The 24067-nt window shown below is 44.8% G+C and carries 25 protein-coding genes and 1 pseudogene; 8 read left to right on the forward strand and 18 right to left on the reverse strand.

What is annotated here, in order from left to right; genetic code table 11:
- Positions 1–8 precede the first annotated feature (8 nt).
- The 5 genes from H539_RS0113680 to H539_RS0113700 all read right to left on the reverse strand — a co-directional run bounded on the left by H539_RS0113680 (position 9) and on the right by H539_RS0113700 (position 3061).
- Positions 9–524, reverse strand: a complete 516-nt coding sequence (locus tag H539_RS0113680; protein ID WP_026693988.1) for a mismatch-specific DNA-glycosylase — start codon at positions 522–524, stop codon at positions 9–11.
- Positions 525–654: 130 nt separating this feature from the next.
- On the reverse strand, positions 655–1143 hold the full coding sequence (locus H539_RS0113685) for a GNAT family N-acetyltransferase (protein ID WP_026693989.1): 489 nt from the start codon (positions 1141–1143) through the stop codon (positions 655–657).
- 122 nt (positions 1144–1265) lie between these two features.
- On the reverse strand, positions 1266–1796 hold the full coding sequence (locus H539_RS0113690; protein WP_026693990.1) for an HD domain-containing protein: 531 nt from the start codon (positions 1794–1796) through the stop codon (positions 1266–1268).
- A gap of 69 nt (positions 1797–1865) precedes the next feature.
- The gene (locus H539_RS0113695) at positions 1866–2129 is read right to left on the reverse strand and encodes a hypothetical protein (protein WP_026693991.1); all 264 of its coding nucleotides are present in this window, start codon (positions 2127–2129) and stop codon (positions 1866–1868) included.
- A gap of 92 nt (positions 2130–2221) precedes the next feature.
- Complete coding sequence (locus H539_RS0113700; protein ID WP_026693992.1) at positions 2222–3061, reverse strand: dimethylarginine dimethylaminohydrolase family protein; 840 nt, start codon at positions 3059–3061, stop codon at positions 2222–2224.
- A gap of 97 nt (positions 3062–3158) precedes the next feature.
- On the opposite strand from H539_RS0113700, the gene H539_RS31535 reads away from it, so the two are divergent.
- From H539_RS31535 to H539_RS28535, 4 genes and pseudogenes are all read left to right on the forward strand, one after another.
- Positions 3159–3326, forward strand: coding sequence for a hypothetical protein (locus tag H539_RS31535; protein WP_155890048.1), 168 nt, complete (start codon positions 3159–3161; stop codon positions 3324–3326).
- Positions 3327–3487: 161 nt separating this feature from the next.
- A complete protein-coding gene (locus tag H539_RS0113710) occupies positions 3488–3796 on the forward strand; it encodes a hypothetical protein (protein ID WP_425414728.1) in 309 nt (102 codons plus the stop codon).
- 20 nt (positions 3797–3816) lie between these two features.
- Positions 3817–5085, forward strand: a complete 1269-nt coding sequence (locus tag H539_RS0113715; RefSeq protein ID WP_026693994.1) for an erythromycin esterase family protein — start codon at positions 3817–3819, stop codon at positions 5083–5085.
- 250 nt (positions 5086–5335) lie between these two features.
- Positions 5336–5571: pseudogene (locus H539_RS28535) on the forward strand (Lrp/AsnC family transcriptional regulator); the annotation flags it as partial.
- 111 nt (positions 5572–5682) lie between these two features.
- On the opposite strand, the gene H539_RS0113725 reads toward H539_RS28535, so the two are convergent.
- Together H539_RS0113725 and H539_RS0113730 are read right to left on the reverse strand one after the other, a co-directional pair.
- Entirely contained in the window at positions 5683–7830 is a 2148-nt protein-coding gene (locus tag H539_RS0113725; RefSeq protein ID WP_026693995.1) for an ATP-dependent Clp protease ATP-binding subunit, read from the reverse strand.
- A 356-nt stretch (positions 7831–8186) separates the two neighbouring features.
- Complete coding sequence (locus H539_RS0113730) at positions 8187–8588, reverse strand: hypothetical protein (RefSeq protein WP_026693996.1); 402 nt, start codon at positions 8586–8588, stop codon at positions 8187–8189.
- 333 nt (positions 8589–8921) lie between these two features.
- Between H539_RS0113730 and H539_RS0113735 the strand changes: the two genes are divergently transcribed.
- Positions 8922–9446, forward strand: a complete 525-nt coding sequence (locus H539_RS0113735; protein WP_026693997.1) for an acyl-CoA thioesterase — start codon at positions 8922–8924, stop codon at positions 9444–9446.
- A gap of 78 nt (positions 9447–9524) precedes the next feature.
- Here the strand turns inward: H539_RS0113735 and H539_RS0113740 are convergent, their stop codons facing one another.
- A complete protein-coding gene (locus H539_RS0113740; protein ID WP_026693998.1) occupies positions 9525–10343 on the reverse strand; it encodes an endonuclease I family protein in 819 nt (272 codons plus the stop codon).
- Complete coding sequence (locus H539_RS0113745) at positions 10340–11308, reverse strand: S8 family peptidase (protein WP_026693999.1); 969 nt, start codon at positions 11306–11308, stop codon at positions 10340–10342. Before H539_RS0113745 ends, H539_RS0113740 begins: the two co-directional genes overlap by 4 nt.
- Before the next feature lie 357 nt (positions 11309–11665).
- Between H539_RS0113745 and H539_RS30835 the strand changes: the two genes are divergently transcribed.
- The gene (locus H539_RS30835) at positions 11666–11818 is read left to right on the forward strand and encodes a YpzG family protein (protein WP_081415881.1); all 153 of its coding nucleotides are present in this window, start codon (positions 11666–11668) and stop codon (positions 11816–11818) included.
- A 51-nt stretch (positions 11819–11869) separates the two neighbouring features.
- On the opposite strand, the gene galU is transcribed toward H539_RS30835, so the two are convergent.
- Positions 11870–12766 carry a UTP--glucose-1-phosphate uridylyltransferase GalU gene (gene galU, locus H539_RS0113750; RefSeq protein ID WP_026694000.1) on the reverse strand — a complete coding sequence of 299 codons (897 nt, stop codon included), beginning with the start codon at positions 12764–12766 and terminating at the stop codon, positions 11870–11872.
- A gap of 501 nt (positions 12767–13267) precedes the next feature.
- On the opposite strand from galU, the gene argS reads away from it, so the two are divergent.
- On the forward strand, positions 13268–14956 hold the full coding sequence (gene argS, locus H539_RS0113765; protein WP_026694002.1) for an arginine--tRNA ligase: 1689 nt from the start codon (positions 13268–13270) through the stop codon (positions 14954–14956).
- A gap of 45 nt (positions 14957–15001) precedes the next feature.
- Here the strand turns inward: argS and arcD are convergent, their stop codons facing one another.
- The 8 genes from arcD to H539_RS0113805 all read right to left on the reverse strand — a co-directional run bounded on the left by arcD (position 15002) and on the right by H539_RS0113805 (position 22386).
- Complete coding sequence (arcD, locus tag H539_RS0113770) at positions 15002–16408, reverse strand: arginine-ornithine antiporter (protein WP_026694003.1); 1407 nt, start codon at positions 16406–16408, stop codon at positions 15002–15004.
- Between the two features lie 766 nt (positions 16409–17174).
- A complete protein-coding gene (gene dacB, locus H539_RS0113775; protein WP_026694004.1) occupies positions 17175–18659 on the reverse strand; it encodes a D-alanyl-D-alanine carboxypeptidase/D-alanyl-D-alanine endopeptidase in 1485 nt (494 codons plus the stop codon).
- 236 nt (positions 18660–18895) lie between these two features.
- Positions 18896–19639: a hypothetical protein gene (locus H539_RS0113780; RefSeq protein ID WP_026694005.1), complete on the reverse strand. Its 744-nt coding sequence runs from the start codon at positions 19637–19639 to the stop codon at positions 18896–18898.
- A 72-nt stretch (positions 19640–19711) separates the two neighbouring features.
- Positions 19712–19855 (reverse strand): hypothetical protein, encoded by a 144-nt coding sequence (locus H539_RS31540; RefSeq protein WP_155890050.1) that lies wholly within the window; start codon positions 19853–19855, stop codon positions 19712–19714.
- A gap of 25 nt (positions 19856–19880) precedes the next feature.
- Complete coding sequence (locus H539_RS30840; RefSeq protein ID WP_081415882.1) at positions 19881–20036, reverse strand: DUF1540 domain-containing protein; 156 nt, start codon at positions 20034–20036, stop codon at positions 19881–19883.
- A gap of 89 nt (positions 20037–20125) precedes the next feature.
- Entirely contained in the window at positions 20126–21034 is a 909-nt protein-coding gene (locus H539_RS0113795; RefSeq protein ID WP_081415883.1) for a LysR family transcriptional regulator, read from the reverse strand.
- Between the two features lie 83 nt (positions 21035–21117).
- Positions 21118–21699, reverse strand: coding sequence for an ATP-dependent Clp endopeptidase proteolytic subunit ClpP (gene clpP / locus H539_RS0113800; RefSeq protein WP_026694007.1), 582 nt, complete (start codon positions 21697–21699; stop codon positions 21118–21120).
- A 24-nt stretch (positions 21700–21723) separates the two neighbouring features.
- A complete protein-coding gene (locus H539_RS0113805) occupies positions 21724–22386 on the reverse strand; it encodes a sigma-70 family RNA polymerase sigma factor (protein ID WP_162144730.1) in 663 nt (220 codons plus the stop codon).
- Between the two features lie 217 nt (positions 22387–22603).
- On the opposite strand from H539_RS0113805, the gene H539_RS28540 reads away from it, so the two are divergent.
- Positions 22604–23854 (forward strand): cation:proton antiporter, encoded by a 1251-nt coding sequence (locus H539_RS28540; protein WP_035322664.1) that lies wholly within the window; start codon positions 22604–22606, stop codon positions 23852–23854.
- The last annotated feature ends 213 nt before the right edge of the window (positions 23855–24067 follow it).

The raw sequence follows: 24067 nt of genomic DNA on the forward strand, positions 1-24067 counted from the left end.
TTAATGGTTTATGAATCTGCTGATTGCAGATAATTCTTCAACTCCCTGTATATGCCCGCAATTTCATCTATCTTCATCCTTACCAGGCCGCTTGAGGAAGGAGCCACAAAATCGAGAACACCAGGAACTTCTGAGGTCTCCTGAAATCCCCATGGAGCCCGTTTCCTCCCGGTATATTCAAGATAGACGCCTTTGCCGACAAAACATACAATCCTTGGCTTGTATTGTCTAATTTTGGCTTTAAGCTCCCTGCGCCCCTCCATATATTCTTCTTTCGTTATTTCATCTGCCGCTTTTGTTGGCCTGGCCACAATATTAGTAAAGCCATATCCACTATCAAGCAGTTTACCATCTTCTTCAGTGGCATATTTACGGTCTGTCAGGCCAGATTCAAACAGCAGCTTCCAGAACCGGTTATTGGGATTGGCAAAGTGGTGTCCGGTTTCTCCAGACCGGATGCTGGGATTATATCCGACAAACAAAATCTGAAGACCATCTTCTATGTGGTCAGGTATAGGCTGCATAACAGAAGCTCCTTATAGGATGAATTTCCTCTCTTTATTATACACAGATCATTCCCGGCCGGCTTTCTTTCGGTCTGCAAATAAAAAAGCGATCAGCCCCCGGTTTTGAAGGGGCTTTTCGCCGCATCTATTACTTTATTTTAAGAGAATAAAATATAGAGTCAACCTTTAATACTGGAAAATGGGGAGGTAGATCTTCAGGCTGTATTTCTTTGAACCCATTCTTTTCATAAAATCGATGGGCTGCTTTGAATTGTTCAGTGGTACCAAGGAGAATCTCCTTCACTTCCTGATTCCTTGCCCAATGAATGGCCTTATCCAACAGCAATGCCGCCGTACCAAATGCTTTTCCGCGATAATCGGTTTCTACAAACACCTTCTTGAGGGCAAGCTGATCGTGTCCAATATCCTGAACAGCAGTTGTGCCCACCACTTTCTTCTCATGAAGGGCCACCCAAAAGTTTCCTTTGCCACCCTGGTAAAACTGCGGGATAGTAAATAAATCGGGCTGGTCCGCCAGTGTAATGGGAATTCCATATTCGTTTTGCTGGATGTGAGAAATCAGTTCAGCAATATCGTTCTTATATTCATCTTTATATTCAGCAATTTGAATGGTCATTGATTACACCCTTTAATTTCTTTTGACCTATTTTTTCCCATAAGGGACATAGTATGCTTGTTATTTCTCTTCCTATATAATAACCAAACAATAAAAACACCAGGACATTTTAACGAACACGATTATTCTGCCTTGGATTCCTGTTCAAGATGGGAGTCAATCAGCTTATCCAGCTTTTCCAGGCTGTCCCTTGCTCTTTCATAGCTGATTTTCCGATAGTGATGGAGTCCGCCTTCTTCTTCATCCTTTTCATCCGCCCATTTTACAATCTGCTGCAGGGGCGTCCTTACAATGTCATTGGAAGGCAGGAAGGAGTCCGTATGAAATAAAATGGCCAGTGCGATGGTTTTGGCACTTACTGGATTTTCTCCAAGCCGGATCAGGAGCTTATGGGCCCTTTCTGCTCCTTTTATCGGGTGAATATCATTTTTCCTGTACAGATCATAGTCCCATTTGCCGTTTTTATACCATGTAAAATGGCCGATATCATGAAGCAGTCCCGCCTTTGCCGCAAAGTCTACGTTCTGCCTTTGCGCGAGGGCCAGCTTATAGGCATGGTGGGAGACCGCTACAGCATGGGACAATCCAGAACGATTTAAGTATTTCTGGGCAATATGATGTTCAAAGATATTCAAAAGAGTTACATCTCTCATTTTTCATCATCCCTATTCTGAAATAATGTATGACTTATACCCGGTAAATACTTTCGTTATGCACCTATCTTACACTTTAAATTTGCCCGCCTTTTTTAAAAGAGATTCTGTAAGCTCCGCCATATAGACAGAGGAAGCGGCTGCCTCTTCAATCACCTCTGATTGTCCTTCACACGAGGAAGCTACATTCCGGGTATACTGGGCGGCATCAGTCGACAGCCTGGCAGCGCTCTCTGATTCTTTTTTCATGTCATCCATTTCGTTTCTTACGGCCTGGTTCGTTTCGGATGATTTCTCCATTGTACTCCAAAGCTCACCCATTTTAGTAATCATTAGGGAGATCCTTTCACAAGAAGAGCCATATTCCAGCTAGTAAAAAAAGAGCAGGAATCTATCTTTATAATAGATTCCTGTTTTGAGCGGCTTTATTCAGCTTTTTCCCGGACAATCGGCATGGTGCAGCAACGGAAGGCGCCGCCTGACTTTATAATTTCTGTGATATCCACTTCAATCAGTTCATAGCCTCTCTTCCGAAGCTCCCTGTTCACATTCTTGTTTACAGGCAGAGTCATAATTCTTTTTCCCCCGATAGAAAGTACATTAGTTCCAAGGGTAAACTGCTCCTCTTCGCTGACTTCAATGAGATCATATCTTGATGCCAGCAGCTTCAGCTGTTCCTGGTCGATTTCTCCCGGGAAAATTAAAGCCTCTTCTGGTGAAATAATATTGAAGACGCAATCGAGATGCAGATAGGTGTCGGTGAAGGGAATGGGAACGATCTCAAACTGCGGGAGATGATTCTTAAGCTTTTCAATCGCCTCAATCTTGGTTCTGTTGCTTATTCCTACATAGATGGTATTCCGGTCGATTAACACATCCCCTCCTTCAATACGGTCCCCTGTCAAATCCAGATAAGAGACATTTTCCTTTTGAAGCCATGATTTCAAAACCTGTTCTTCTCCTGTCCGTATCTCAGTCCCCATTTCTGCGACAAACACCCGCTCCCCAAGGGTGAATCCCACATCCCTTGTAAAAACCTGCTCCGGATATCTTTCAGAGGAAGGAAGCAAAACGACCTCAATCCCTTCTCTCCTCAACGCTTCGGTAAACTGCCGGTGCTGATCCATGGCCGTTTTAATATGAATGCCTTCATCCTCGAAGTATTTCTGGGTTTCATTAATTACATCCTTAATCTTCATATATTGAGGCTCACAAAGAATGACTTTTTTTAATGGATCATACTCACTGGAACACATTGCCTTCATACCAGCACATCCTTTTTTAAAATTAAATTTACTATTTCCAAGGGTCATTCAGGCTATGTAAGCGGAAGCAAGTTTTCCGCGAAAAGGCTGGCACCTCTTGTTAAATCGTCTGACTAGCAGAATCGGATCTGTTTATACTACTCTTTATAGGGGACTCGACAGCGATCAAAAAGAAATCGGGTACGGCAGATCCGAAAAAGCACGCAACATATCCCGCGAAGAAATCGACCAGGCAGTGGAAGAAATGAATAAGCAATTCATGTAACATCTGTGGAGACAGTCCCCTATTTCCCGGCGTTAAACCGGAGTTTCAGGGAGACTGGCCCCATTTCCCAAATTTATGATAAGGCGGCAGGTGAAATGGACCATACGATCCGTGATCTGAATCCGGAAGATCTGAAGAGGAATCAGGAGATTGCCTCGCGGATGACCTATACGAAGAATTTCCGCTCTGCAACGGCAGAGGAATGGTATGTGTTTATACCGGGGTTTACGGATCCCGGGACCGGCGGAGCAGCCGGTAAAGCGATTGTTCATTATAATTTATACGGCAACCGGGATATGTTCATTAACACGACCGTTATCCTCGATGACCCTGCACTCTTTGAGCCTGAACATTTCCAGCTGGTCTATTCGATAGCGGACGAGCTGGTGAACCGGCTGGTTGGCTATGCAGACACTCTCCTCTCTGTACATGCCGGAGCCAATTCCTATAACGCGGAGTATAAACGATGACTGATTAAGGAGGAAAAGATGTGAATCATAATCTGGTTCGTTCCATTGCCGAGCATTCCCGGCCGCTGACTGGGACGCATGATTTAGATGAATTAATCAGAAGAGTAGAGGATTCCAGGTTTGTCCTGCTGGGAGAAGCCTCCCACGGCACCTCTGAATATTACACCACTCGTGCTGAAATCTCCAAGAGACTTATTAAGGAAAAGGGATTTACCTTCATCGCAGTAGAAGGAGACTGGCCCGCATGTCAGGCGGTGAACCGCTATATTAAGGGCTATGACAAGGATTCAGCCTCTGCCCGGGAAGTTTTGAAAGCGTTTGACCGCTGGCCGGCATGGATGTGGGCAAATGAAGAAATCATAGAACTCATTGAATGGATCAAGGATTATAATGCATCAGGGCAGGCTGATCCCATGGTAGGTTTTTACGGAATCGATGTTTACAGCCTGTGGGAATCCATGGAGCAGGTCATCGATTATCTCACCGAAATCGATTCCCCTGATCTGGAAGCGGCAAGGCACGCTTTTACCTGCTTTGAACCTTTTAACAGGAATAATGAAAAATACGCGGTATCCGCGGGGTTATATGCTGAACACTGCCTCGATGAGGTGTCCAGACTGCTGACGGCCATCCAGCGGAAAAAACATCTATATCCCAGGCATGAGGAATTGAACCTGAATCTTCAGGTGAATGCCCTGGTCACTTATAATGCAGAGAATTATTACAGGACCATGGTGGTACATGACGAAAAATCCTGGAACATCCGGGATATGCACATGGTCGATGCGTTAAATGAGGTCATGGATTATTACGGTTCAAAAGGAAAAGCGATTGTCTGGGAACATAATACCCATGTTGGGGATGCCAGTGCGACAGATATGGAGGACGCGGGCATGATCAATGTCGGCCAGCTCATACGAGAACAAAACCCCCCCGAAGAGGTCTTTATTGTCGGGTTTGGGACCTATCAGGGAACAGTTATAGCGGCTGAAGAATGGGGAGTCAATTTCGATGTAATTGATGTGCCCCCTGCTGAAAAAGGAAGCTGGGAGGACGCCATGCACCAGGCAGGAGCTTATGATAAAATCCTCTACTTTGAAGAAGGGAATAAACATCTTTTCAGCAGTAAAATCGGCCATCGGGCCATCGGTGTCGTGTACAGGCCTGAATATGAGATGTACGGAAATTATGTTCCATCCATTATGTCGAACCGATATGATGTTTTTATTTATCTCGATGAAACGAAGGCGCTTCATCCGCTTTCCTTCCGGGAAACACCGATTTTATAAAACAGGCCTGTGGAGTCCTCCACAGGCTAATTTAATTCAACTGAAACCCCTGTGGAAAAATTATAAAAGAGGGGTTCCCTTTTACCCAGCTGCTCCATGCATTGTCGTTAAAATACCGGCGGTCTGCATTATATAATCCTTTCCAACAAACACTAGAGGTTTTACATGCTATCAGGAGCATTCTCCCTCATGGACCTCTCCCTAGCCCCATTCTTTTAGGGTTCAGCCTGACATTTTACTTAGCACTAATAAGCTGGGATTCCCCATTCAATGTATGATTGAAGCAACGGTCAAGAACGGAGGTTATGCTTCCTTCAAAAGGTATATTGAAGGCCTTCCAAATGTAGAGTTTTGTTATCGGATTGCCGGGAACGTGTGCTTTATGCTAAAAATGCAATTCGTTACCTTTGAGAAAGCAGAAGAATTCATTGAAGCTGTAAATTTACCCATTTTATTTTTTCTAAGGTGGAGACTAACCTTTCAATAGAGGGTTATATTCAAAATAACTTTAGTAAAAGAGCCAAACAAAAAAGGCTGCCAGGAGAAGTTTCCAGGCAGCCTTCTAAGCTGGGAGCCAAAAACACTCCATGTATTTTATTATTCTTTAGTCACAACAATCCTATTATCTTCCACAACAGCTTTCATAGCTTTAATTTCAGGCTGTTCGAAAATAAAGTCTGCAATTCCGTCCTCCAGCTGTTCCTGGATGACACGGCGGAGTGGTCTTGCACCAAAGGCTGGATGATAGCCAAGTTCGGCAATCTTTTCTTTCGCCTCTTGTGTGACTTCCAATGACAAGCCCTGTCCTGCGAGTGTTTGATCCAGTTCGCCAAGCATGATATCGACGATCTGCAGGATATTCTCTTTAGAAAGCTCAGAGAATTCAATGATGCTGTCAAAGCGGTTCAGGAACTCCGGCTTGAAGTAGCTGCCAAGTGCTTGAAGGATGGACGCCTGTTCAACTGCAGAGCTGGCACCAAAGCCCATAACCTTTCTCTTTTCCCCTAAACCAGCGTTGCTTGTCATGATGATGACAGTATCCTTAAAGTTCACCGTGCGTCCCTGGCTGTCTGTCAAGCGTCCGTCTTCCAGAATCTGAAGGAACATGTGCATGACATCTGGATGTGCTTTTTCCACTTCATCCAAGAGAATGATGCTGTATGGCTTGCGTCGGACCTTTTCAGTCAGCTGTCCAGCCTCTTCATGGCCGACATATCCCGGAGGAGAACCAATCAGCTTGGAAACGCTGTGTTTCTCCATATACTCACTCATATCCAGACGGATCATAGAATCTTTAGAACCGAATAGTTCTTCAGCAAGTGTTTTGGTTAATTCCGTCTTACCGACACCAGTTGGTCCAACGAATAAGAAGGAACCGATTGGGCGGGTTTTCGCTTTTAGGCCTGCACGGCTGCGGCGGATGGCTTTGGCGACCTTTTTAACCGCTTCTTCCTGGCCGATGACCTTTTTAGACAGCTCCTCCTGAAGGCGGTTCATGCGGACCTGCTCGTCCTCCTGGAGTTTTCCGACTGGAATGCCGGTTTTCTGTTCAATGATTTCCTGGATGTGCTCGACTGTAACCTCTGGACGAGCAGCAGGACCTCCATTATTCATTGCCTTTTCCAGCTGTTCTTCCTCATCGCGGAGCTTGGCTGCTGCTTCATAGGCTTCATCCTTCAGCGCCTGCTCTTTATCTTTGTGGATTTGTGCCAAACGTTCTTTAATATCCTCTTCTTGTCCGCCTTCTATGGTCAGGTTCAGTTTAGATCCTGCCTCATCCATCAGGTCGATGGCCTTGTCAGGAAGGAAACGGTCCTGGATGTAGCGGTGAGACAATTCTACAGCAGAACGAAGGGCATCCTCACTGTATGTGACTTGATGATAGGCTTCATAGCGTTCTTTCAAGCCTTCAAGAATTTGAAGGGCTTCACCAGGAGTCGGCTCATCTACCTGTACAGGCTGGAATCGGCGCTCAAGCGCTGCATCCTTCTCGATTTTGCGGTATTCAGCCAATGTGGTCGCACCCACAAGCTGCAGTTCACCGCGTGCAAGAGCCGGTTTAAGGATGTTGCCTGCATCCATGGAGCCTTCTGCTGATCCTGCGCCGACAATCTGGTGGATTTCATCGATGAATAAAATGATATTTTTTCTCTCCTGAAGCTCAGCGATCAATTGCTTCATGCGCTCTTCAAATTGCCCGCGGATTCCTGTATTTGATACAAGGGAAGCCACATCCAATAGATATACTTCTTTTGAACGAAGCTTCATCGGTACTTTTCCTTCCGCAATTTTCAAGGCAAGGCCTTCTGCAATCGCAGTTTTACCGACACCCGGCTCCCCGATCAGAACAGGGTTGTTTTTGTTTCTTCTATTTAATATTTCCATAATTCGTTTTACTTCTTCATCACGTCCGATAACAGGGTCAATCAGCCCTGCGTGTGCGGATTGTGTAAGGTTCCGGCCGAATTGGTCAAGGAAGCCTCCGCCGCCCTGCTTGGTTTTAGGAGCTCCTCCTGCGTTAGGCTGGAATCCGGGATTCATGGAATTTGGCATTTGGCCAAAGGCTTTAAATAAATCATCAAAAGCAAATCCACCCATATTATTCATACCTCCCATAGCTGCACCTAATTTATTGCGTTCTTCTTTATAACAAGTGGAGCACAAATGGAAATCCTGCTGTCTGCCATTTACATTCACACGAAATTGAATGTTTGCTTCGTTTGTATGACATTTTTCACAATGCATATGCGACTCCTCCTTAAAGGGTTTCAAATTTAAGTTTTTAATTCTCAGTAGGTTTATTGACTTTGACTATCTTTGACTTTCTGTTTTTATTATACATTGACCTTCTTTGACTTTCAAGTGTTTTTAGCAAAAAAGTTTTTAGTTTGAGATTTTATTACAGCTTTCCTCTTTATTACCCCTTCTCAATCTATAGAAAACACGCCGCTTTCAAACATTTATCAATCCATGAAATGGTGTTTATGTAATTAACTCCCGGTTAAATAGTGATGAGCAAATATCAAAATAAAAACTGCCGGCACACTCCATTTACAGAGTATGCCGGCAGTCTGGTTCGAGTCTCTTTATCAAAGGCTGTATTATGGCTGCAGTGATTTCCCTTCTTCCGCAATATGAAACAACAGATGTCCCAGATGGTTCATGGGGCTGTATTCCTGTTCTTCCTCTTCGACATCTCCATCTTCTTCATAATCCTGTCCGCTCAGGAATAAAGCCATGAACTCGTAAAAATCTTGGAGAGCAAGAGAATAATATGCACTTGGCTGCTCGTTCTCCCCTTCGAATTGAACAATTAAGTGAGATATATCACCATCTGCATCTTCTGCATCCATGAATACAAAAAATCCGATATTCGTGTCCAGGTCAAATAAATGCCTTGCCCCGCCCTCGGTAGCCCCATCAAATTCACTGCTGTTAAGTTTTTGAATCTGCATGCTGTCTACATGATCTTCCTGATGGAAGCTTACGACAAAAGATTTCATTCTTGAAATTCCTCCCTGTCTGAATCCTGTGAAATGGATACACACTGTCCAAATTTACCAATCATACTCTTGTAACATACCCTATTTCTAATATTTTTATATCATTTATGAGGATTTTTTATAATTGAAAGGGATAGAAGAAAGAGTTACAAAAAAAGAGTACTTCTTTTTGAGAGTTGAGGGAGGTTACGGTATATTTAACTATGTAGATGTGTAACGCTTTCTTCATAATCACCCTTAATGGAACTAAGGGCCGTGTCACGGCTCTTTTAAGGTTGTTACTAGTTGAAGCAAGAAACACTAAAAACTTTGGTTTAGATTGGAGATACATCAATGGAAGAAAAACTTTATTGCTCTGAATCAAAAGTCGTTCATACAGATTTGGTTATGCCGAATGACACGAACAATCATAATACACTTTTTGGCGGGGTGTTAATGAAGAAAATGGACGCGGTCGCCGCCATAGCTGCCAGGAGGCATTCCAGGGCTGATGTTGTGACAGCTTCTACAGATTCTGTGGATTTTCTCGCTCCCATCTATCCGGATAATTCTCTTTGTCTTGAGGCATACGTGACGTATACAGGAAGAACCTCCATGGAAATTTTCGTAAAAGCCATTGCCGAGCAGCTGGGTACAGGTAAAAGACGGATCGCCGCAACGGCGTTTTTAACCTTTGTTGCGCTGGATGAGGAGGGAAAACCAACTTCAGTTCCTCAGGTGGTCCCTCAGACTCAGGAAGAAATCAAACTCCACGAAACTGGCGGAGAGCGCGCGAGATTAAGGAAAATGAGAAGGGGAAGCAGCAGGGATCTCGCTGATTTTATCAATGTTGATAAACCCTGGAATCAATCCCTTTAATCTGTAAAAAGAAGAGGCTCTCACATAAGGCCCATAACCCATATCGGGCAAATGGGCCTTACGAGACGGCCTCTATTTTTATTGAAAGAGCGGGTTTCCCGCTAATAACTCTCCATGATCGATAAATGGATTCCTGTTGCCCTGCAGCTCATGAATGGCGGCATTCCGATGGAGTTCATACAGAGTCACCGGAAACTCCTTGTGCCAGGAAAACAGCAGCTTTAGATCCACGCGGCTGGATATATCCACAATTCCTGAATAGCGGAGATAAAAATAGAGAGTGGCTCTTGCTGCTATTCCTTTTCCATACTCCGGCTCGAACTTTCCGCTTTCAGACATCCCGCAGCCCGTAGTAATTCCCCTGATTCCCGCCTCTGGAGTATAAGAAGGAAAATCTGTGTAAGGCAAATTGCCGCGCTTGCTGTTACAGGCAGGCTCGCAGGCAAACAGATGATGCAGATCCCCTTTCATTGGCTCCTTTTTCCCAAACCAGGATTGAGGCACAATATGTTCACAATTCAGCTTGATCTCGGTGCTCAGTTCGGAAATTCTTCCATCTGCTTTTTCACCGATGATCCGGATATCCTCCTCAATCACTGTCAGCGGATCCAATACAGTTCCGGAGTAAATGCTTTTCAGCTGCCGGTTTTCATGTAAATCCACCCAGGGATACAGATATTTAAAGGGTGCATAAGGCAGCTGTGTGTGATGCGTTTCCGCAAGGAGGGCATGAAGCTGTTCCATTACTTGACTGCTTTCAAAAGAGATTTGTTCATAATAAGCTTTTTTAATTTCTTCCTGTGTGGAATCGCTGTAATACTCTCTTTGGGCAACGCTTCGCAAATGGATGGATCTCGCTTCCGGCCATAGTTCCTGAAGTCTTTGCGTCTCATTCATGGATGTACCAGCAGCGCTGCCGCTTCTTTTTTGAAGATATCTGTCAGATACTCGATGGCAGTCAAGTACAGAAGTCCATTTCCTTCAAGCTTTGGTGTGTAACCGAGAGGGATGGTCCTTTTAATGAGCTGGGCATAAAGCTCTGCACCCGTCAGCTTTCTTCCGAAGCTCTCCTCGGTCAGCACCTTGATGAGGGCCAATGCCCCTGCAGCGTGGGGCGCAGACATTGAAGTGCCGCTTAGTGTGGCGTACTTGCCATTTTTATAGGTAGAAAGGATTCCTTCGCCTGGAGCAACCAGGTCCACTTCATTATTTGAATTTGTAAAATTTGAAGACCTTCGCTGGAGATTGATGGCACCGACACTGATCACCTCGTTATAGCATGCCGGGTACCCGAGCTCATCGGTTTTGTCATCGCCATCACCTTCATTCCCAGCCGCACACACCACTTGAATATTCTTTGAAACGGCTAGTTTGATCGCATCATGAAGGTCCTTATCATCGGATGGGCCGCCCAATGACATGGATATGATATCTGCTCCCTGCTCGATCGCAAACAAAATTCCATTTTTGATCCACTCGTATTTCCCAGATCCATTCTTGTTTAATACTTTCACGATCAATAGATCAGCCTCGGGTGCGACACCGATTACCCCCTGTTTATTCATGGATGCAGCCATCGTGCCGGCAACATGGGTGCCGTGGCCGTTGTAATCCTGATAGATGTCCTCCCTGCCGCCGTCATCACCGGTAAAATTCTTCCCGCCTTTGATTCTGTCCTTTAAATCCGGATGAGTGATATCACAGCCAGTATCCAGGACAGCAATCGTGCTGCCTTTTCCCATCGTCTTATCCCAAATCTTTGGGGCCTGGATCAGCTCCACACCGCCTGGCACTTCTGAAGTATCTTCGATCTGCTCCACCAATTCATACGGAATAACCCGAACAACCTGCTCCTGCTCCATCTGTCATCCTCCTAACAAAATGAGCTCCTTCCATAAGAAAAGGGCAATGGTTCCTAACTCCCTAGAGGCCGAATCCTGCTTGTATCCCTATTCTATCAACTCTGACATTCCCTTCGAAAGTACCCAAAGAAGGATTATTTCTACATAATTCCCCTCCCTTCTCATACCATAGTTCCAAGTCCCCGAAGCGCCTGTCGTTTTGTGTCAAATCATCAGGGAAATGGGGACTGTTCCCATTTCCCTGATGATGTTTCTAGCGTATAAATACTCGATGACCAGAAAATACTAGATAAGCTGGTTTTAGCGGCAGGTCCCTTACCCAGCACCTGCAAATATGATCAGGATGGAGTGACTTGAATGAGCTATAGAGATCATTTAGATGCGCGCTCTAAGATGTTTCATCACAATTGGACACGTCCGAAAAGGTCGAAATCCCAAGTGAATGGCCACACGGCCATGTCTCAAACGAATATTATCTTAAGAAGCAACGCAAAAGCCCATCACTGGTAAAATTGCAGAACCATAAGGCGCAGGAGATATTTCCCCTGCGCCTTATCCTTCTTACTCTTCCATTTTCACCGCTCTTTCGGACTCCCTGTCAAACAAGCTCTCGAAGTATTCCAAGAGCTGCCTTCGCAGTTCAGGCCGCTGCAGCCCGACTTCCGCAATCGCCTTGATGTAGCCGAGCTTATCCCCAATATCAAACCGGCTTCCCTTTAATTCCACAGCCAGGATGGGCTCTTTCCTGCATGCTTTCCGGAGGGCATCCGTAAGCTGAATTTCATTTCCCGCCCCCTGTTCTGTCCTTTCCAGGTAGGAAAATACTGAAGGAGTTAAAATGTATCTCCCCATAACGGCGGTAGAAGACGGCGCTTCACTCAGTGAAGGTTTTTCCACTAAATCACGGATCCTGTACAGCCCTCTCTCCTTCCAGCTGGGAGCAATGATTCCATATTTTGAAACCTCTGAAAGATCGACCTCCTGAACCCCGATAACAAGCTTCTCATATTTTTCGAAAACCTCTATAAGCTGTGATAGTGCCGGCTGTTCTGAAATCATAATATCGTCGCCCAGCAGAACAGCGAATGGTTCATTTCCGACAAACTGCTTCGCACAAAGGATAGCATCTCCCAGCCCCTTTGGCTCTCTTTGGCGGATATAATGGATATTAGCCAGGGAAGAAATCTGCCTGACTTCCCGAAGCAGGTCATACTTTTCCTTTTCCTCCAGAAGCTGCTCCAGCTCAACCGACTTATCAAAATGATCCTCAATGGATTTCTTGTTTCTCCCGGTAACAAAAATAATGCTTTCGATACCAGATTGGACCGCTTCTTCAACAATGTATTGGACAGCCGGTTTATCGACGATCGGAAGCATTTCCTTGGGCTGCGCCTTTGTAGCAGGCAGAAAACGGGTACCGAGCCCGGCTACAGGGATAACCGCCTTTTTCACTTTCATTCGTTCCCCTTCTTTCTTCTTTTTCTGCAGGCCGGATCTTCCCTGAAGCTCTGATTTTCACGTAGCTGCACCAGGCTCAAGTGATCCGGGTCTATCTTAAAAGAAAATATATTCATCCCGTTCCCACCTCATGATTGGAAGAAATGAAAATGGCAGAAATGTGTGAATTTTAGGAAAAAAGTTATAGAGATGTTCTTGTAATTCAGAGAAAAACCGGCTATACTTTTTTACAACATTATAATGCCGAAAGTTTTTGATGAAGAGAGTAGCCGGAAACAGGCGGATCCAGCGAACCGGGGATGATGGAAGCCCGGTACCGCCCCCTGGTGAAACGCACTTCTGAAATGCTTATTGCCGGGGACATTCCCCCGTTATCAGGAAAAGTGGTTCTTAATGAACAAGTAGAGTGGCACCGCGGGCACATCCCGTCTCTTATTATAGAGACGGGATTTTTTTATTTCCAGTCCGATGAAAACCGCAAACTAAAATGGAGGTTGAACGATGAATTATCAATTATTGGCTGCAGAGCAGATTGAAGCACACATATCCTCATTATCAAAGGAAGAGATCCTCTCCCTGATGGAAATTCCTAAATTATCAGAGCATGGCGACATGGCCTTTCCCTGCTTCCGCCTCGCCAAGGAACTCCGCAAATCACCTGCTGCAATAGCTGAAGATCTGGCCGGGAACCTTCACCATGAATTATTTCAAACCATTGTGGCTGCAGGACCTTACGTCAATTTCTTTTTGAATAAATGTGTCGTTTCCCATGCCATCCTTACACAGATTCTCGAGGAAAAAGATCAGTATGGGAACGTAAATCTGGGGGCGGGAGGAAAAGTCCCGATTGACATGTCTTCCCCTAATATTGCCAAGCCGTTTTCCATGGGGCATTTACGGTCCACTGTGATAGGGAACTCTATCGCAAACATCCTCACAAAATGCGGCTATACGCCGGTGAAAATCAACCATCTTGGCGACTGGGGAACACAATTCGGAAAACTGATCACGGCTTATAAGGCGTGGGGCGATGAAGAGAAGGTCAAGGCCAATCCGATCGCTGAACTGCTGAAGCTGTACGTCGATTTCCATGAAAGAGCCGATACAGATCCGGATCTCATCCCCCAGGGAAGAGAATGGTTCAAAAAACTGGAGAATGGCAATGAAGAGGCCCTTCATTTATGGAAATGGTTCAGGGAAGAATCCCTGAGTGAATTCAATAAAATATATCAGCTTCTTGGTGTCAGCTTTGATTCCTTCCTTGGCGAAGCTTTTTATAATGATAGGATGGAGCCGGTCGTTGATCTGCTTGAGGAAAAAGGACTTCTTGTGGAAGATGAAGGTGCGATGGTCGTGAAGCTGGATGAAGAGGGCCTCCCCCCTTCCCTGATCAAAAAGTCGGACGGTGCCACCCTCTACGTGACAAGGGATTTGGCAGCAGCCATGTACCGGAATACCACCTATGATTTTTCAAAGGCGGTTTATGTGGTGGGGAATGAGCAGAGCCTGCATTTCAAACAGCTGAAGCTCGTCCTCAAGAAACTTGGATTTGATTGGGCCGATCAAATGGTTCATGTTCCATTCGGAATGATCTTAAAGGATGGAAAGAAAATGTCCACACGTAAAGGAAAAGTAGTCCTCTTGGAGAAAGTGCTTCAAGAATCGATTCAGCTCGCAGAGAAAAACATTCTGGCAAAAAATCCGGAGCTGAACAATAAAGAAGAAGTGGCACGGCAGGTAGGGGTCGGTGCGGTCATCTTCCATGACCTGCGTAATGACCGGATGAATAATATAGAATTTTCACTGGAGGATATGCTGAAATTCGAAGGAGAAACCGGCCCATATCTACAGTACACTCATGCAAGGGCCTGCTCCATCCTTCGAAAAGCAGAAAATCCCGAATGGGAAACTCAAGATGCAGGCCTTGGTGACCCGATGAGCTGGGAAATCGTCAAACAGCTTGCCGATTTCCCGAAATACATTGAAAGAGCCTGCCTGAAACTGGAGCCTTCCATTATCTCTAAATACCTGATTGACCTGGCACAGGCCTTCAACAGCTATTATGGCAATGTCCGCATCCTCGAACAAGACAGCAGCCTAAAAGAGAGGCTGAACCTCGTCTGCGCTTCAGCCCTCGTCCTAAAAGAAGGCATGAAACTGCTCGGACTGGAAGCGCCAATGGAAATGTAATCCTGGGAAATAAAAAGGGAAATGGGGACAGTCCCCATTTCCCTTTTAGATGGATATTTCTCCACGTATGAGCATGATGATGGCGACTACTGAAACTACCAGGATAGTTGCTGCCACCCACGGTTCGTATCCTTTGAATAATTTCTGCTGTTTCTGTTTCTGTGCAGCTGAATAGATGAGCATGCCCGGCAGGTATAATAAGATGGTCAATAACAGATAACCCAGCCCGCCTGCATAGATGAGCCAGACCGAATAAGCTGCCGCAATGATTCCAAGCAGCAGGTTCCATATCCTGTTTTTGCTTTTATGCTGCCATGAATGCTTAATCTGATACAAGGCAGAGAAAAGATACGGAAGCAGAATGGCAGAGGAAGCCAGGGAAAACGCCAGCTGGTATGGCTTCTCTGAGAATAGAAAGGTCAAAAGGAAAATTTGGACCAACAGATTGGATACTAACAGGGACCGGCTCGGTGCCTGGTTTTTATTTTCCTTTAAAAAGAAGTTCGGAAACAATTTCTCTTTTGCTGCTGCATACGGAATTTCCGCCGTTACAATAGTCCAGCCGAGCCATGCTCCCAACAGGGAGACGATCAGGCCGATATTCACGAGGGAAGCACCCCATTTTCCTGTCACTGCCTCCAGTACATAGGCAAGCGAAGGGTTCTTCAGCTTAGAAAGCTCTGCTGCATCAAGCACCCCCAAGGACGCAACAGAAATAAGCACATAAATGGCAAGCGTGGAGATCAAGCCAATTACGGTTGCCCTTCCAACATCACGGCGGTATGCTGCCCTTCCCGAAAGTAAAACCGCTCCTTCAAATCCAAGGAATACCCATAATGTGATGAGCATGGTGCTCTTTACCTGAGGAAATACATCTCCCAAGGAAAAATCAGCTGTTCCCCAGAATTGAGTTTTAAAGACTGCAGGATCAAATGCAAAGATGGTAATCACGATAAATAATAAAATCGGAATCAGCTTGGCTGCGGTTGTGATCATATTCACAATCGATGCGGATTTTACGCCCTGCAGCACCAAAATATGCACAGCCCACAATACAATGGATGCCGCAACGATAGAAGAAACATTTTTCCCTGTGAACTTCGGATAAAAATACCCTGCTGCATTGATGAGCAGGGTAGCAAAGGCAACATTCCCCAAAAAAGCGGAACACCAATATCCCCAGGCGCTATTAAAACCTATGTATTGACCGAAGCCTGCCTTGGCATAAGAAAATATTCCGCCATCTAAATCAGGACGCCTGTTATTTAGATTTTGAAAACTTAGGCCCAGAGCCAGAATTCCGATCCCTGTTATCAGCCAGCCTATAAGAATAGCCCCTGTGCCTGCTCCCTGTGTAATATCACTCGGCAGATTAAAGGCTCCTCCCCCGATGACCGATCCTATTACAAGCGCTACCAGCGGCAGCAGCCCTAACTTTCCACGAGCCTGCATTTCCTGTTCTTCCATTAAGTTCGGCCTCCTTCAATTCATTTGTCAGTTTTTCCAAAAGCAGCTTACTTATGTAAGAGGTTTTCCTATAATAAAGGAATTCAGGTTTTCTGACCGCGAAATTTAAAAATAGCACAGGGCACCGTTCCCTACAAGGATTTTTTCCATGGAAATGTGACCCAAAGATGATGGCACAGCTGCTTTACAGGTATGGAAGGGATTCTTCCTACCAATAAAATCGCCATTAATAAGAAAGCTCTATTCTAAGGCTCTTTTTTAAAAGATTGTTGTTTTTTTAAAGAGTCTGAAAGGGACCCCCATTATTAAACAGGTTGATTGGAGCGGAAGGTGCTAGACTCCTGATCCAGCTCCAAGCTGAGCCCCTCGAGTCATAAGCCAATCCGTCTATGGGAAGAAAAACACTCCCCACAGCCGGCTCGTCTTATGCTTGTCGGGTCTCTGCCTGCCAAGAGGTTCACTGCTTATTTTAATATAGATGAACATTGACCTCTTAATATTGTCATATTTAGCAGGCACCGCTTTCCGCTTTTCTAAGCGGGATTAGCGGGACAGGTGAGACCCCGCAAGCGCAGCCGAGGAGGCTCACCGCCCGCCCCGCGGAAAGCGAGCATCCTGGAGCGGAAATCAACCACCTTGTTCCAAAGCAACAAAGTTTGCGATAACAGCCTTCTAAAAAATCGTTGCTTAGGAACGGAAGGTGCTTAAATACAGCCTAAAAAAAGAAAAAAGCAGCGCGGCTGCTTTTTTCTTACTGATTCGCAAGGATGGCTGCTGCTTTATCTTCCACTTCCTTTCCTTTTGAATCGTCTATCAAATTGTTTAACAGAATGGAAAAAATCAATTTCTTCCCGCTTTTCGTCTTAACATATCCAGACAAGGAACTGACAGTCGAAATCGAACCCGTCTTCGCAATGATATTCCCTTTCAGCGGCGCAGTCTTCATCCTGTTCCGAAGTGTCCCCCCTGTCATCCTGTCACTGGCTCCTGCGACTGGGAGTGAATGCAGATAAGAAGAAAACCATTCCTCATCCTGTATGTGATAAAGCAGGTTCGTTACTTCATTGGCCGTAACGAGGTCCACGTGGGAAACCCCTGAGCCGTCCCTCATCACCATTGTCTTGGTGTTCACGCCAAATTTCGGCAGCTCACCATTTATTACCTCAAGGCCTTTTTTCCAGCTGCCTTCCCCTTTTTTCTTTTTACCCATTTCCTTCACTAGCGTTTCTGCATGTGTATTGTTGCTGAGTTTCATAAACGGAACAAAAAGATCGCTCATACTCATGGATTTATGTACCGCCAGAACCTTGGCTGTCTTGGGAGCTGTACCATCCTTTTCGCTGCCCGTCAGTTTGATTCCCTGTTCCTTCAGTGACTGTTTAAATACATTCCGTGTGTATCCAGTCGGGTTCCAGACAGCGGCCCATTCCTTTACGGCAGAAGCCTTGGCAGGAATGGTCCCTTCTACGGTGATCGTATTGCTGCCGTGATCCCTTTTATAGGAAATGTTCGATTTTCCGCCAGCTGCTGAAGTCTTTGCTTTGTTCACGACTTTCACATAATCATTTTTAGGGGTCACAGTGACAGACGCCTGTTTTCCAGCCGCAGAAGCCGGAACGATCGTTAGAATCACCGTCCCTGCATCATAATCTTCATTGGGAGAAAGAGTAAGAGCGGAAATCCCTGCCCCATAATACTCCATCTCATCGCTCCACGGAAGATCCAAGGAATATCGTTCCTTATCATACCAGCTGTCGTCACTGATAAGGCTTCCTTGAATGGTATAAATTCCTTTTTGCTTTAAATTCTTTGCCAGGTTATCCAAATCCTTCTCAAGCAGGGTTACATCCCCTTTGCCCCTTAAATAAACATTTCCCTGGAGCTCATGCCCTTTGATTTTTCCGTCCATTAAAACTTCCGTGCTGAACTTATAATTCTCACCCAGCACTGAAAGGGCAGAAGCAGCTGTAAACAGCTTCAGATTTGACGCCGGCCTTAGTCTTGTATTCCCAATATGCTCATAAAAAATTTTCCCATTATCCGCAGACCTGACACTGATTCCGGCAAGGCCGCCTGACAGAATCGGATCCTTGTTTAAAAGAGTATTCAAGCTGTCGGTTAAACTCCCTCCGCTTGCTCCCGCTTTTACTGCGGAATCATGGTCTGCGACCAAGGGGACAATGGCAAAAACCAAAATCAGAACCGAAACGACAACTATTCTTACATTTTTCCTCAATAAAAAGGCCCGCCTTTCCTATATTTTATATCTTAATTCGCCAAAAGTGCGAAAAATCCCTTTTTTTGTCATATAAATAAAAGAATTAGCGAGCCCTGCATAGACAGTTTGGAAATCATAAGCAGCAACAGTTTAGTATATACCTGCCGCCCAACATTTAGGACAGGGTATACATATCAAAAAAACCAGGCCTCCGCCACCCACTTCGTAAAGTGAATGCCGGGCCTGGCAGTTTATTAATAATAATCCATTTCTCTCATATGATCCATATTGCTTGCAATCATGGCAATGATCGTGCCTGCCTCTTCCTTGCTGAAAATAAAGTTGGTTTCATCCTTGATGAGGTCGTCATCCTCTGTCCAGATTCGGTTTACCCGTCTCAGAACACCGTCGCCCGTTTCCTGGACCACGCCGAATTGGTAAGTCACTTCTACCTCATCTTCCTTCATATAAGCCGTAACCTCAGGTGTTTCCCATTCCACATCCACCTGGTCGAGCATCTCGGATTCAACATCTTCATCGTCATAATCATAGTAGGTGTCATCCACCGCAGTAAGATCATCTGCGTATTGATATTCCACTTCAAACTCATCGTCCTGATCAGCAGCGGCATAGTCGAGTTCTTCATCTTCCGTGCCATCCGTTTCATACGTTTCATCGTTCAGATAGTCATGGAAGCTTTGGTGGACGGCATCGATGATGTCCTCAATATCGGACAAGACAATTTTCGCTGACTGCAGAAGGTCCGGTTCGAAGGAATCCATGTAAAATTCCTCATTATTAGGATCATAATTGAGTGTACAGAAATAATCTCTTTCTTCATCGCCTGCTACATCCTCAAGTTCTACATAAAATTCTATTCTTGGGTGTTTGGACGCTCTTTCTATTGACATATAAGCCATTTGGTCATATTTATCACAGATGGATTCCAGATGGTCCTGAAGCTCTGCGGCTGTTCGATCAAACCATTCCAGGGACATGGTATCAATCCTTTCAAAGGAAAATTTTATCATACTGGCTGACTTTGCGTGTTACTGGTCATTAAAGAGTAATCAGTCCTGATTTTGTGTCTGATACTCATGCAGATAAAGGTTTTCCACAGTTGCAAAACGGGCGGACTCCAGGCTTTCATTCGGATTCAGCCCGAATAATTCATCTATTGTTTTTTCTTGTCCCAGCGGGGAGGGCTTATCCATTTCTTTCCCTCCTGTCACTATATTGTCAATCATTCGGCTCGAAGGTTTTGCAATCAGTTTCCCGGCTGTTTCCTGCTCTTTCACCTGTGTGGCTTACAACATAAATTTCTGTGGCTCCACATTTCTGACCATGTACATTATGAACACAGTTGGCAACCTCACATAGGACATCCTGGGCCATGATCATTCAACTCCCTTCGTATATAGATTTGCCTGATTCGAAGGGAGAAATGTCTTGTAAGTCTTTACAGCTTTTGAGGAAAATGCTGGCTAATAATGCTCATTGAGCCACAGAGTGGTTGCGGCAATGAATTTCTCTGCGGAAGGAGAGAGGCTTTTTAAGGAAAGAGCGCCAATTCCAATGGAAATGGCGGATCCGCGGTCTGTAACCGGAATTTTCCTCACCCCTTCTGGTTCACCGGCGGCAATTTCGGGAAGGATACTGATTCCAAGCGAGGACTGTTTCACAAGGGACAATATGGAATGCTCATCCTCAAGCTGAAACAGGATAGCTGGCTGGAATTTTTGCTTTTTGCATAACTGGGTGATGAACCCGGCCGAAGACTTTTGCAGGATCAGCTTTTCTTTTTTCAGCTCACGCAGGCTGATTTCCTTTTTTACAGCCAGAGGATGAGAAGCAGCAGCCAGGCAGTACAGAAGCTCCTTAGTCAGATGCAGGACTTCAAATTCTTCAGAGGGCGCAAGAGAGAGAAACCCAAAGTCAATTTCTCCATCCAGGATCCAATTTCGGATTTCGTCCTGCTGGCCTTCCAGCAATTCTATTTTAATGTCGGGATACAACTCATGAAATCGCTGCAGGAGGCCAGGCATCCACCTCTGAGTAACAGAAGAATAAGTGCCGATCCTCACTGTACCAATTTCAAGTCCGCTGATTTCGCCCGCTTCCTGAAGCATTTTTCCGTTCAAATAGAGAATTTCCCTTATATAGAGAAGCATCCGCTCCCCATTTTCAGTGAGTTTAATTCCCCCTTTATTCCGTATCAATAATGAAAAGCCAAGTTCCTTTTCTAAATTGGCGATGGCATGGCTTACGGCGGATTGAGAAATATTGAGGGCAGAGCTCGCTTTTGTTAAACTTCCGGATTCAACCACTTTATAAAAAATTTCATACCTGGCAATCGACAAAAGTTCTCCCTCATTTACATCAATTTTGCTCATACTATATCATAAATCATTCCAATCTTTCATCTGACACGAATGTGAAAAGGCTGCCGATCGTCACGGCAGCCTCCATTACAGGATTATTTCGGGTAAATAATTTCGTCAATGATTCCATATTCTTTTGCTTCTTCCGCACTCATAAAATAATCCCGTTCTGTTTCCCGTGCCACTTTTTCAATCGGCTGACCCGTTCTCTCTGCAATGATCGTATTGATATGCTCCTTCAGCTTCAGGATGCGGCGGGCAGAAATTTCGATTTCGGTCGCCTGTCCGCGGGCTCCTCCAAGCGGCTGATGAATCATGATCTCGCTGTTCGGGAGCGCCATTCTTTTTCCTTTGGTCCCCGCTAAAAGGAGCATGGCACCAAAGGAAGCCGCCATTCCCGTACAGATGGTCTGAATTTCAGGCTGAATATGCTGCATGGTATCAAAAATGGCAAATCCTGCAGATGTGGAGCCGCCCGGGCTGTTTATATAAATGGATATGTCCTTTTCTGGATTGTCTGCTGCAAGAAACAGAAGCTGTGCTACTACACTGTTGGCCATTTGGTCATTGATTTCATCGCCAATCATGATAATCCGATCCTTAAGCAGCCTGGAATAAATATCATAAGACCGTTCTCCCCTGTTGGATTGTTCGATTACATATGGAATGGTACTCATATCGTTTCCTCCTTGCAAATGTGGCTATGCAGCCAATAATAGAGGGTTTGCAGAGTAGGAAATCTTCCTGTCTTTTGAAAAAAGTGCCTGGATGCGGACATGCTTGATCAATGGTCCGGGATCCTGATGCCGAATTGAATCTGCAATCAAAGGCAGCAGCTCCTCCTTCATGCGGTGATCCTGGGCTTCATAAAGCTTTCTGCCAATCTGATCTAGGCATATTCTCTTCTTGGCACGGTGGAGGATGGATTTTACACCCGTTTCATTTAGTCCGGCCAATTCCCCGATTTCCCTGGCTGTATAGCCAAAACCTTCCTTTAATAAGAAGATCACTGCCTGTTTCGAAGTGAGCTTCTCTAAAAGAAGTTCGGCTATTTCCAGGCTCTCTTTTGATCTGCTGCTAAGATTTTTACATGGATTCTCCTCGAGGATTTCCTTTTTTCTTTTCCGTGTCACATCAATCCAGGAGTTGTAGGCCATTTTTTTCAATAAGGACGGCTTCATCCCTTCAGATCCATAAGATTGGACGGCCTTCAGATAGACATCCTGGGCAATATCTTCACCATCCCACTTATTCTGAGCAAGAAAGCAGCAGTATTTGAGGAGCGTGTTATAGCAGCTCTCCATTTCATCCGATCCGCCGGCTATGTTAGTCATTTTTCTTTGATCATCTGCATTGGTGTACATGTTTTCCACTCCTTTTGAACCCTCTGCTTTTAAAACGAAACAGGAAGGGTAATTAGATACGGGTTGTGAATTTCTTTTCATGCAGGCATCCTTTTATAGTTGAAAATTGTGCAAGTTACCGATGCAAATGAAAGGTTTACGGGGATAGTAAACACAAGCGAAAAAAACTGCCACGTCTTATTAATCTTTATTTCACTCTAGAAGGAGATTATATAATATGCACAATTTTAATGAAATTTTCACGCAGATCTTATTAATCCTTGCAGTATCTGTAGGGGTGATCGCGATCGCCAAATTGTTCAGGCAGCCATATTCAATCGCGCTGGTTCTTACCGGTCTTATTCTTGGAATAACTAAAGCTCCGTATCTTGAGGATGCAGAGCAATTCATCACCGAATCCCATATCTTCCAGACCATTGTGATCACGTTATTTCTCCCCATCCTTCTTGGGGATGCGGCCATTAAGCTTCATTATTCTGATTTGATGAAACAAAGGAAGCCCATTCTTGCTCTTTCTTTTCCGGGAACATTTCTTTCTTTTTTGATCATAGGTTTTTGTTCCTATTATCTGACGGGACTTCCTCTTTCTATTGCCTTTACATTTGCAGCCTTAATGAGTGCGACAGATCCCATCAGTGTTATTTCGATCTTTAAATCTCTTGGGATATCAAAGAATCTTGTGACCATTATAGAAGGCGAGTCTTTATTTAATGATGGCATTGCAGTCGTCCTTTTTCAAATCTCTTCCATATTTTTGTTATCTTATATCGAAATGGGATGGATGGGACTTCTTCAGGGAATTCTGCTATTCATCAAATTCGCCTTTGGCGGTATTGCGGCTGGTGTTATTCTCGGTTTTATTTTTTCGCAGATACTCCGGTTATATGATGATTACCCGCTTGAAATAGCCTTTTCAGTTATCCTTTTTTTCGGCAGCTATTTCATAGCGGAGCATCTCCAGGTGTCCGGTGTCATTGCCGTAGTGGTGAGCGGGATTATCTTCGGTAATTATGGGTCCAGAATTGGAATGTCCGAGACGACCAAAACCAATATTGATTCTTTTTGGGATGTGATCACATTCATTGCAAACTCGTTTATCTTCCTAATGATCGGCCTTGAAATCCGTAATATTCATCTCAAGGATGATTGGAAGCTGATCGCTGCCTCCATTGTAATTGTTCTGGCTGCACGTACAGCTGCCCTTTATTTGAGCCTATGGCCGATTAAGGGCTTTTCTGAGAAATATAAAATCCTGCTCAATTGGGGAGGTCTCAAAGGGAGCCTGTCCATTGCCCTGAGCCTAAGTCTGCCGCAAACCTTTGAAGGCAGAGAAACCATTATTATTCTTACCTTCAGTGTTGTTTTATTTTCGCTCCTGGTTCAAGGTTTGACCATCAAGCCTCTGATCTCCTTCCTCGGCATCAAAAAAGAACCTGGCGAGACGTCTGCGGTAAATTCCGAGAATTAACAAAAAGCAACTATGCACATAACTAAAGGGTTCCAGCTTGAGATGCATTAAATGGATCGACTAACCAGCCAAAGTAAAATAAGAGAAGGTTTTCCGGTTAAATGCAGAATGGAGTTCGTTTCGCGGGATATAAGGGTAATTTCTCCGTCATGTTTTAGGTACATGACCTGATTCTCCAACCGATGATCCTTGATCCGGCTAAAATTCATGATG

The sequence above is a fragment of the Peribacillus kribbensis DSM 17871 genome, from assembly GCF_000430765.1.
GTDB lineage: Bacteria > Bacillota > Bacilli > Bacillales > DSM-1321 > Paraperibacillus > Paraperibacillus kribbensis.

Bases quoted from the DNA above. Each gene is read 5' to 3' on its own strand.
- H539_RS0113740 (WP_026693998.1), bottom strand. From the start codon at position 10,343: ATGAATGAGACGCAAAGACTTCAGGAACTATGGCCGGAAGCGAGATCC.
- H539_RS30840 (WP_081415882.1), bottom strand. From the start codon at position 20,036: ATGGCCCAGGATGTCCTATGTGAGGTTGCCAACTGTGTTCATAATGTA.
- H539_RS0113680 (WP_026693988.1), bottom strand. From the start codon at position 524: ATGCAGCCTATACCTGACCACATAGAAGATGGTCTTCAGATTTTGTTT.
- H539_RS0113745 (WP_026693999.1), bottom strand. From the start codon at position 11,308: ATGGAGCAGGAGCAGGTTGTTCGGGTTATTCCGTATGAATTGGTGGAG.
- argS (WP_026694002.1), top strand. From the start codon at position 13,268: ATGAATTATCAATTATTGGCTGCAGAGCAGATTGAAGCACACATATCC.
- H539_RS0113780 (WP_026694005.1), bottom strand. From the start codon at position 19,639: ATGTCCCTGGAATGGTTTGATCGAACAGCCGCAGAGCTTCAGGACCAT.
- H539_RS0113690 (WP_026693990.1), bottom strand. From the start codon at position 1,796: ATGAGAGATGTAACTCTTTTGAATATCTTTGAACATCATATTGCCCAG.
- H539_RS0113700 (WP_026693992.1), bottom strand. From the start codon at position 3,061: ATGAAGGCAATGTGTTCCAGTGAGTATGATCCATTAAAAAAAGTCATT.
- H539_RS0113685 (WP_026693989.1), bottom strand. From the start codon at position 1,143: ATGACCATTCAAATTGCTGAATATAAAGATGAATATAAGAACGATATT.
- H539_RS0113695 (WP_026693991.1), bottom strand. From the start codon at position 2,129: ATGATTACTAAAATGGGTGAGCTTTGGAGTACAATGGAGAAATCATCC.
- H539_RS0113735 (WP_026693997.1), top strand. From the start codon at position 8,922: ATGGAAGAAAAACTTTATTGCTCTGAATCAAAAGTCGTTCATACAGAT.
- H539_RS28540 (WP_035322664.1), top strand. From the start codon at position 22,604: ATGCACAATTTTAATGAAATTTTCACGCAGATCTTATTAATCCTTGCA.
- H539_RS0113805 (WP_162144730.1), bottom strand. From the start codon at position 22,386: ATGTACACCAATGCAGATGATCAAAGAAAAATGACTAACATAGCCGGC.
- H539_RS0113710 (WP_425414728.1), top strand. From the start codon at position 3,488: ATGACCTATACGAAGAATTTCCGCTCTGCAACGGCAGAGGAATGGTAT.
- H539_RS30835 (WP_081415881.1), top strand. From the start codon at position 11,666: ATGAGCTATAGAGATCATTTAGATGCGCGCTCTAAGATGTTTCATCAC.
- clpP (WP_026694007.1), bottom strand. From the start codon at position 21,699: ATGAGTACCATTCCATATGTAATCGAACAATCCAACAGGGGAGAACGG.
- H539_RS31540 (WP_155890050.1), bottom strand. From the start codon at position 19,855: ATGGATAAGCCCTCCCCGCTGGGACAAGAAAAAACAATAGATGAATTA.
- H539_RS0113725 (WP_026693995.1), bottom strand. From the start codon at position 7,830: ATGCATTGTGAAAAATGTCATACAAACGAAGCAAACATTCAATTTCGT.
- galU (WP_026694000.1), bottom strand. From the start codon at position 12,766: ATGAAAGTGAAAAAGGCGGTTATCCCTGTAGCCGGGCTCGGTACCCGT.
- H539_RS0113730 (WP_026693996.1), bottom strand. From the start codon at position 8,588: ATGAAATCTTTTGTCGTAAGCTTCCATCAGGAAGATCATGTAGACAGC.
- arcD (WP_026694003.1), bottom strand. From the start codon at position 16,408: ATGCAGGCTCGTGGAAAGTTAGGGCTGCTGCCGCTGGTAGCGCTTGTA.
- H539_RS0113795 (WP_081415883.1), bottom strand. From the start codon at position 21,034: ATGAGCAAAATTGATGTAAATGAGGGAGAACTTTTGTCGATTGCCAGG.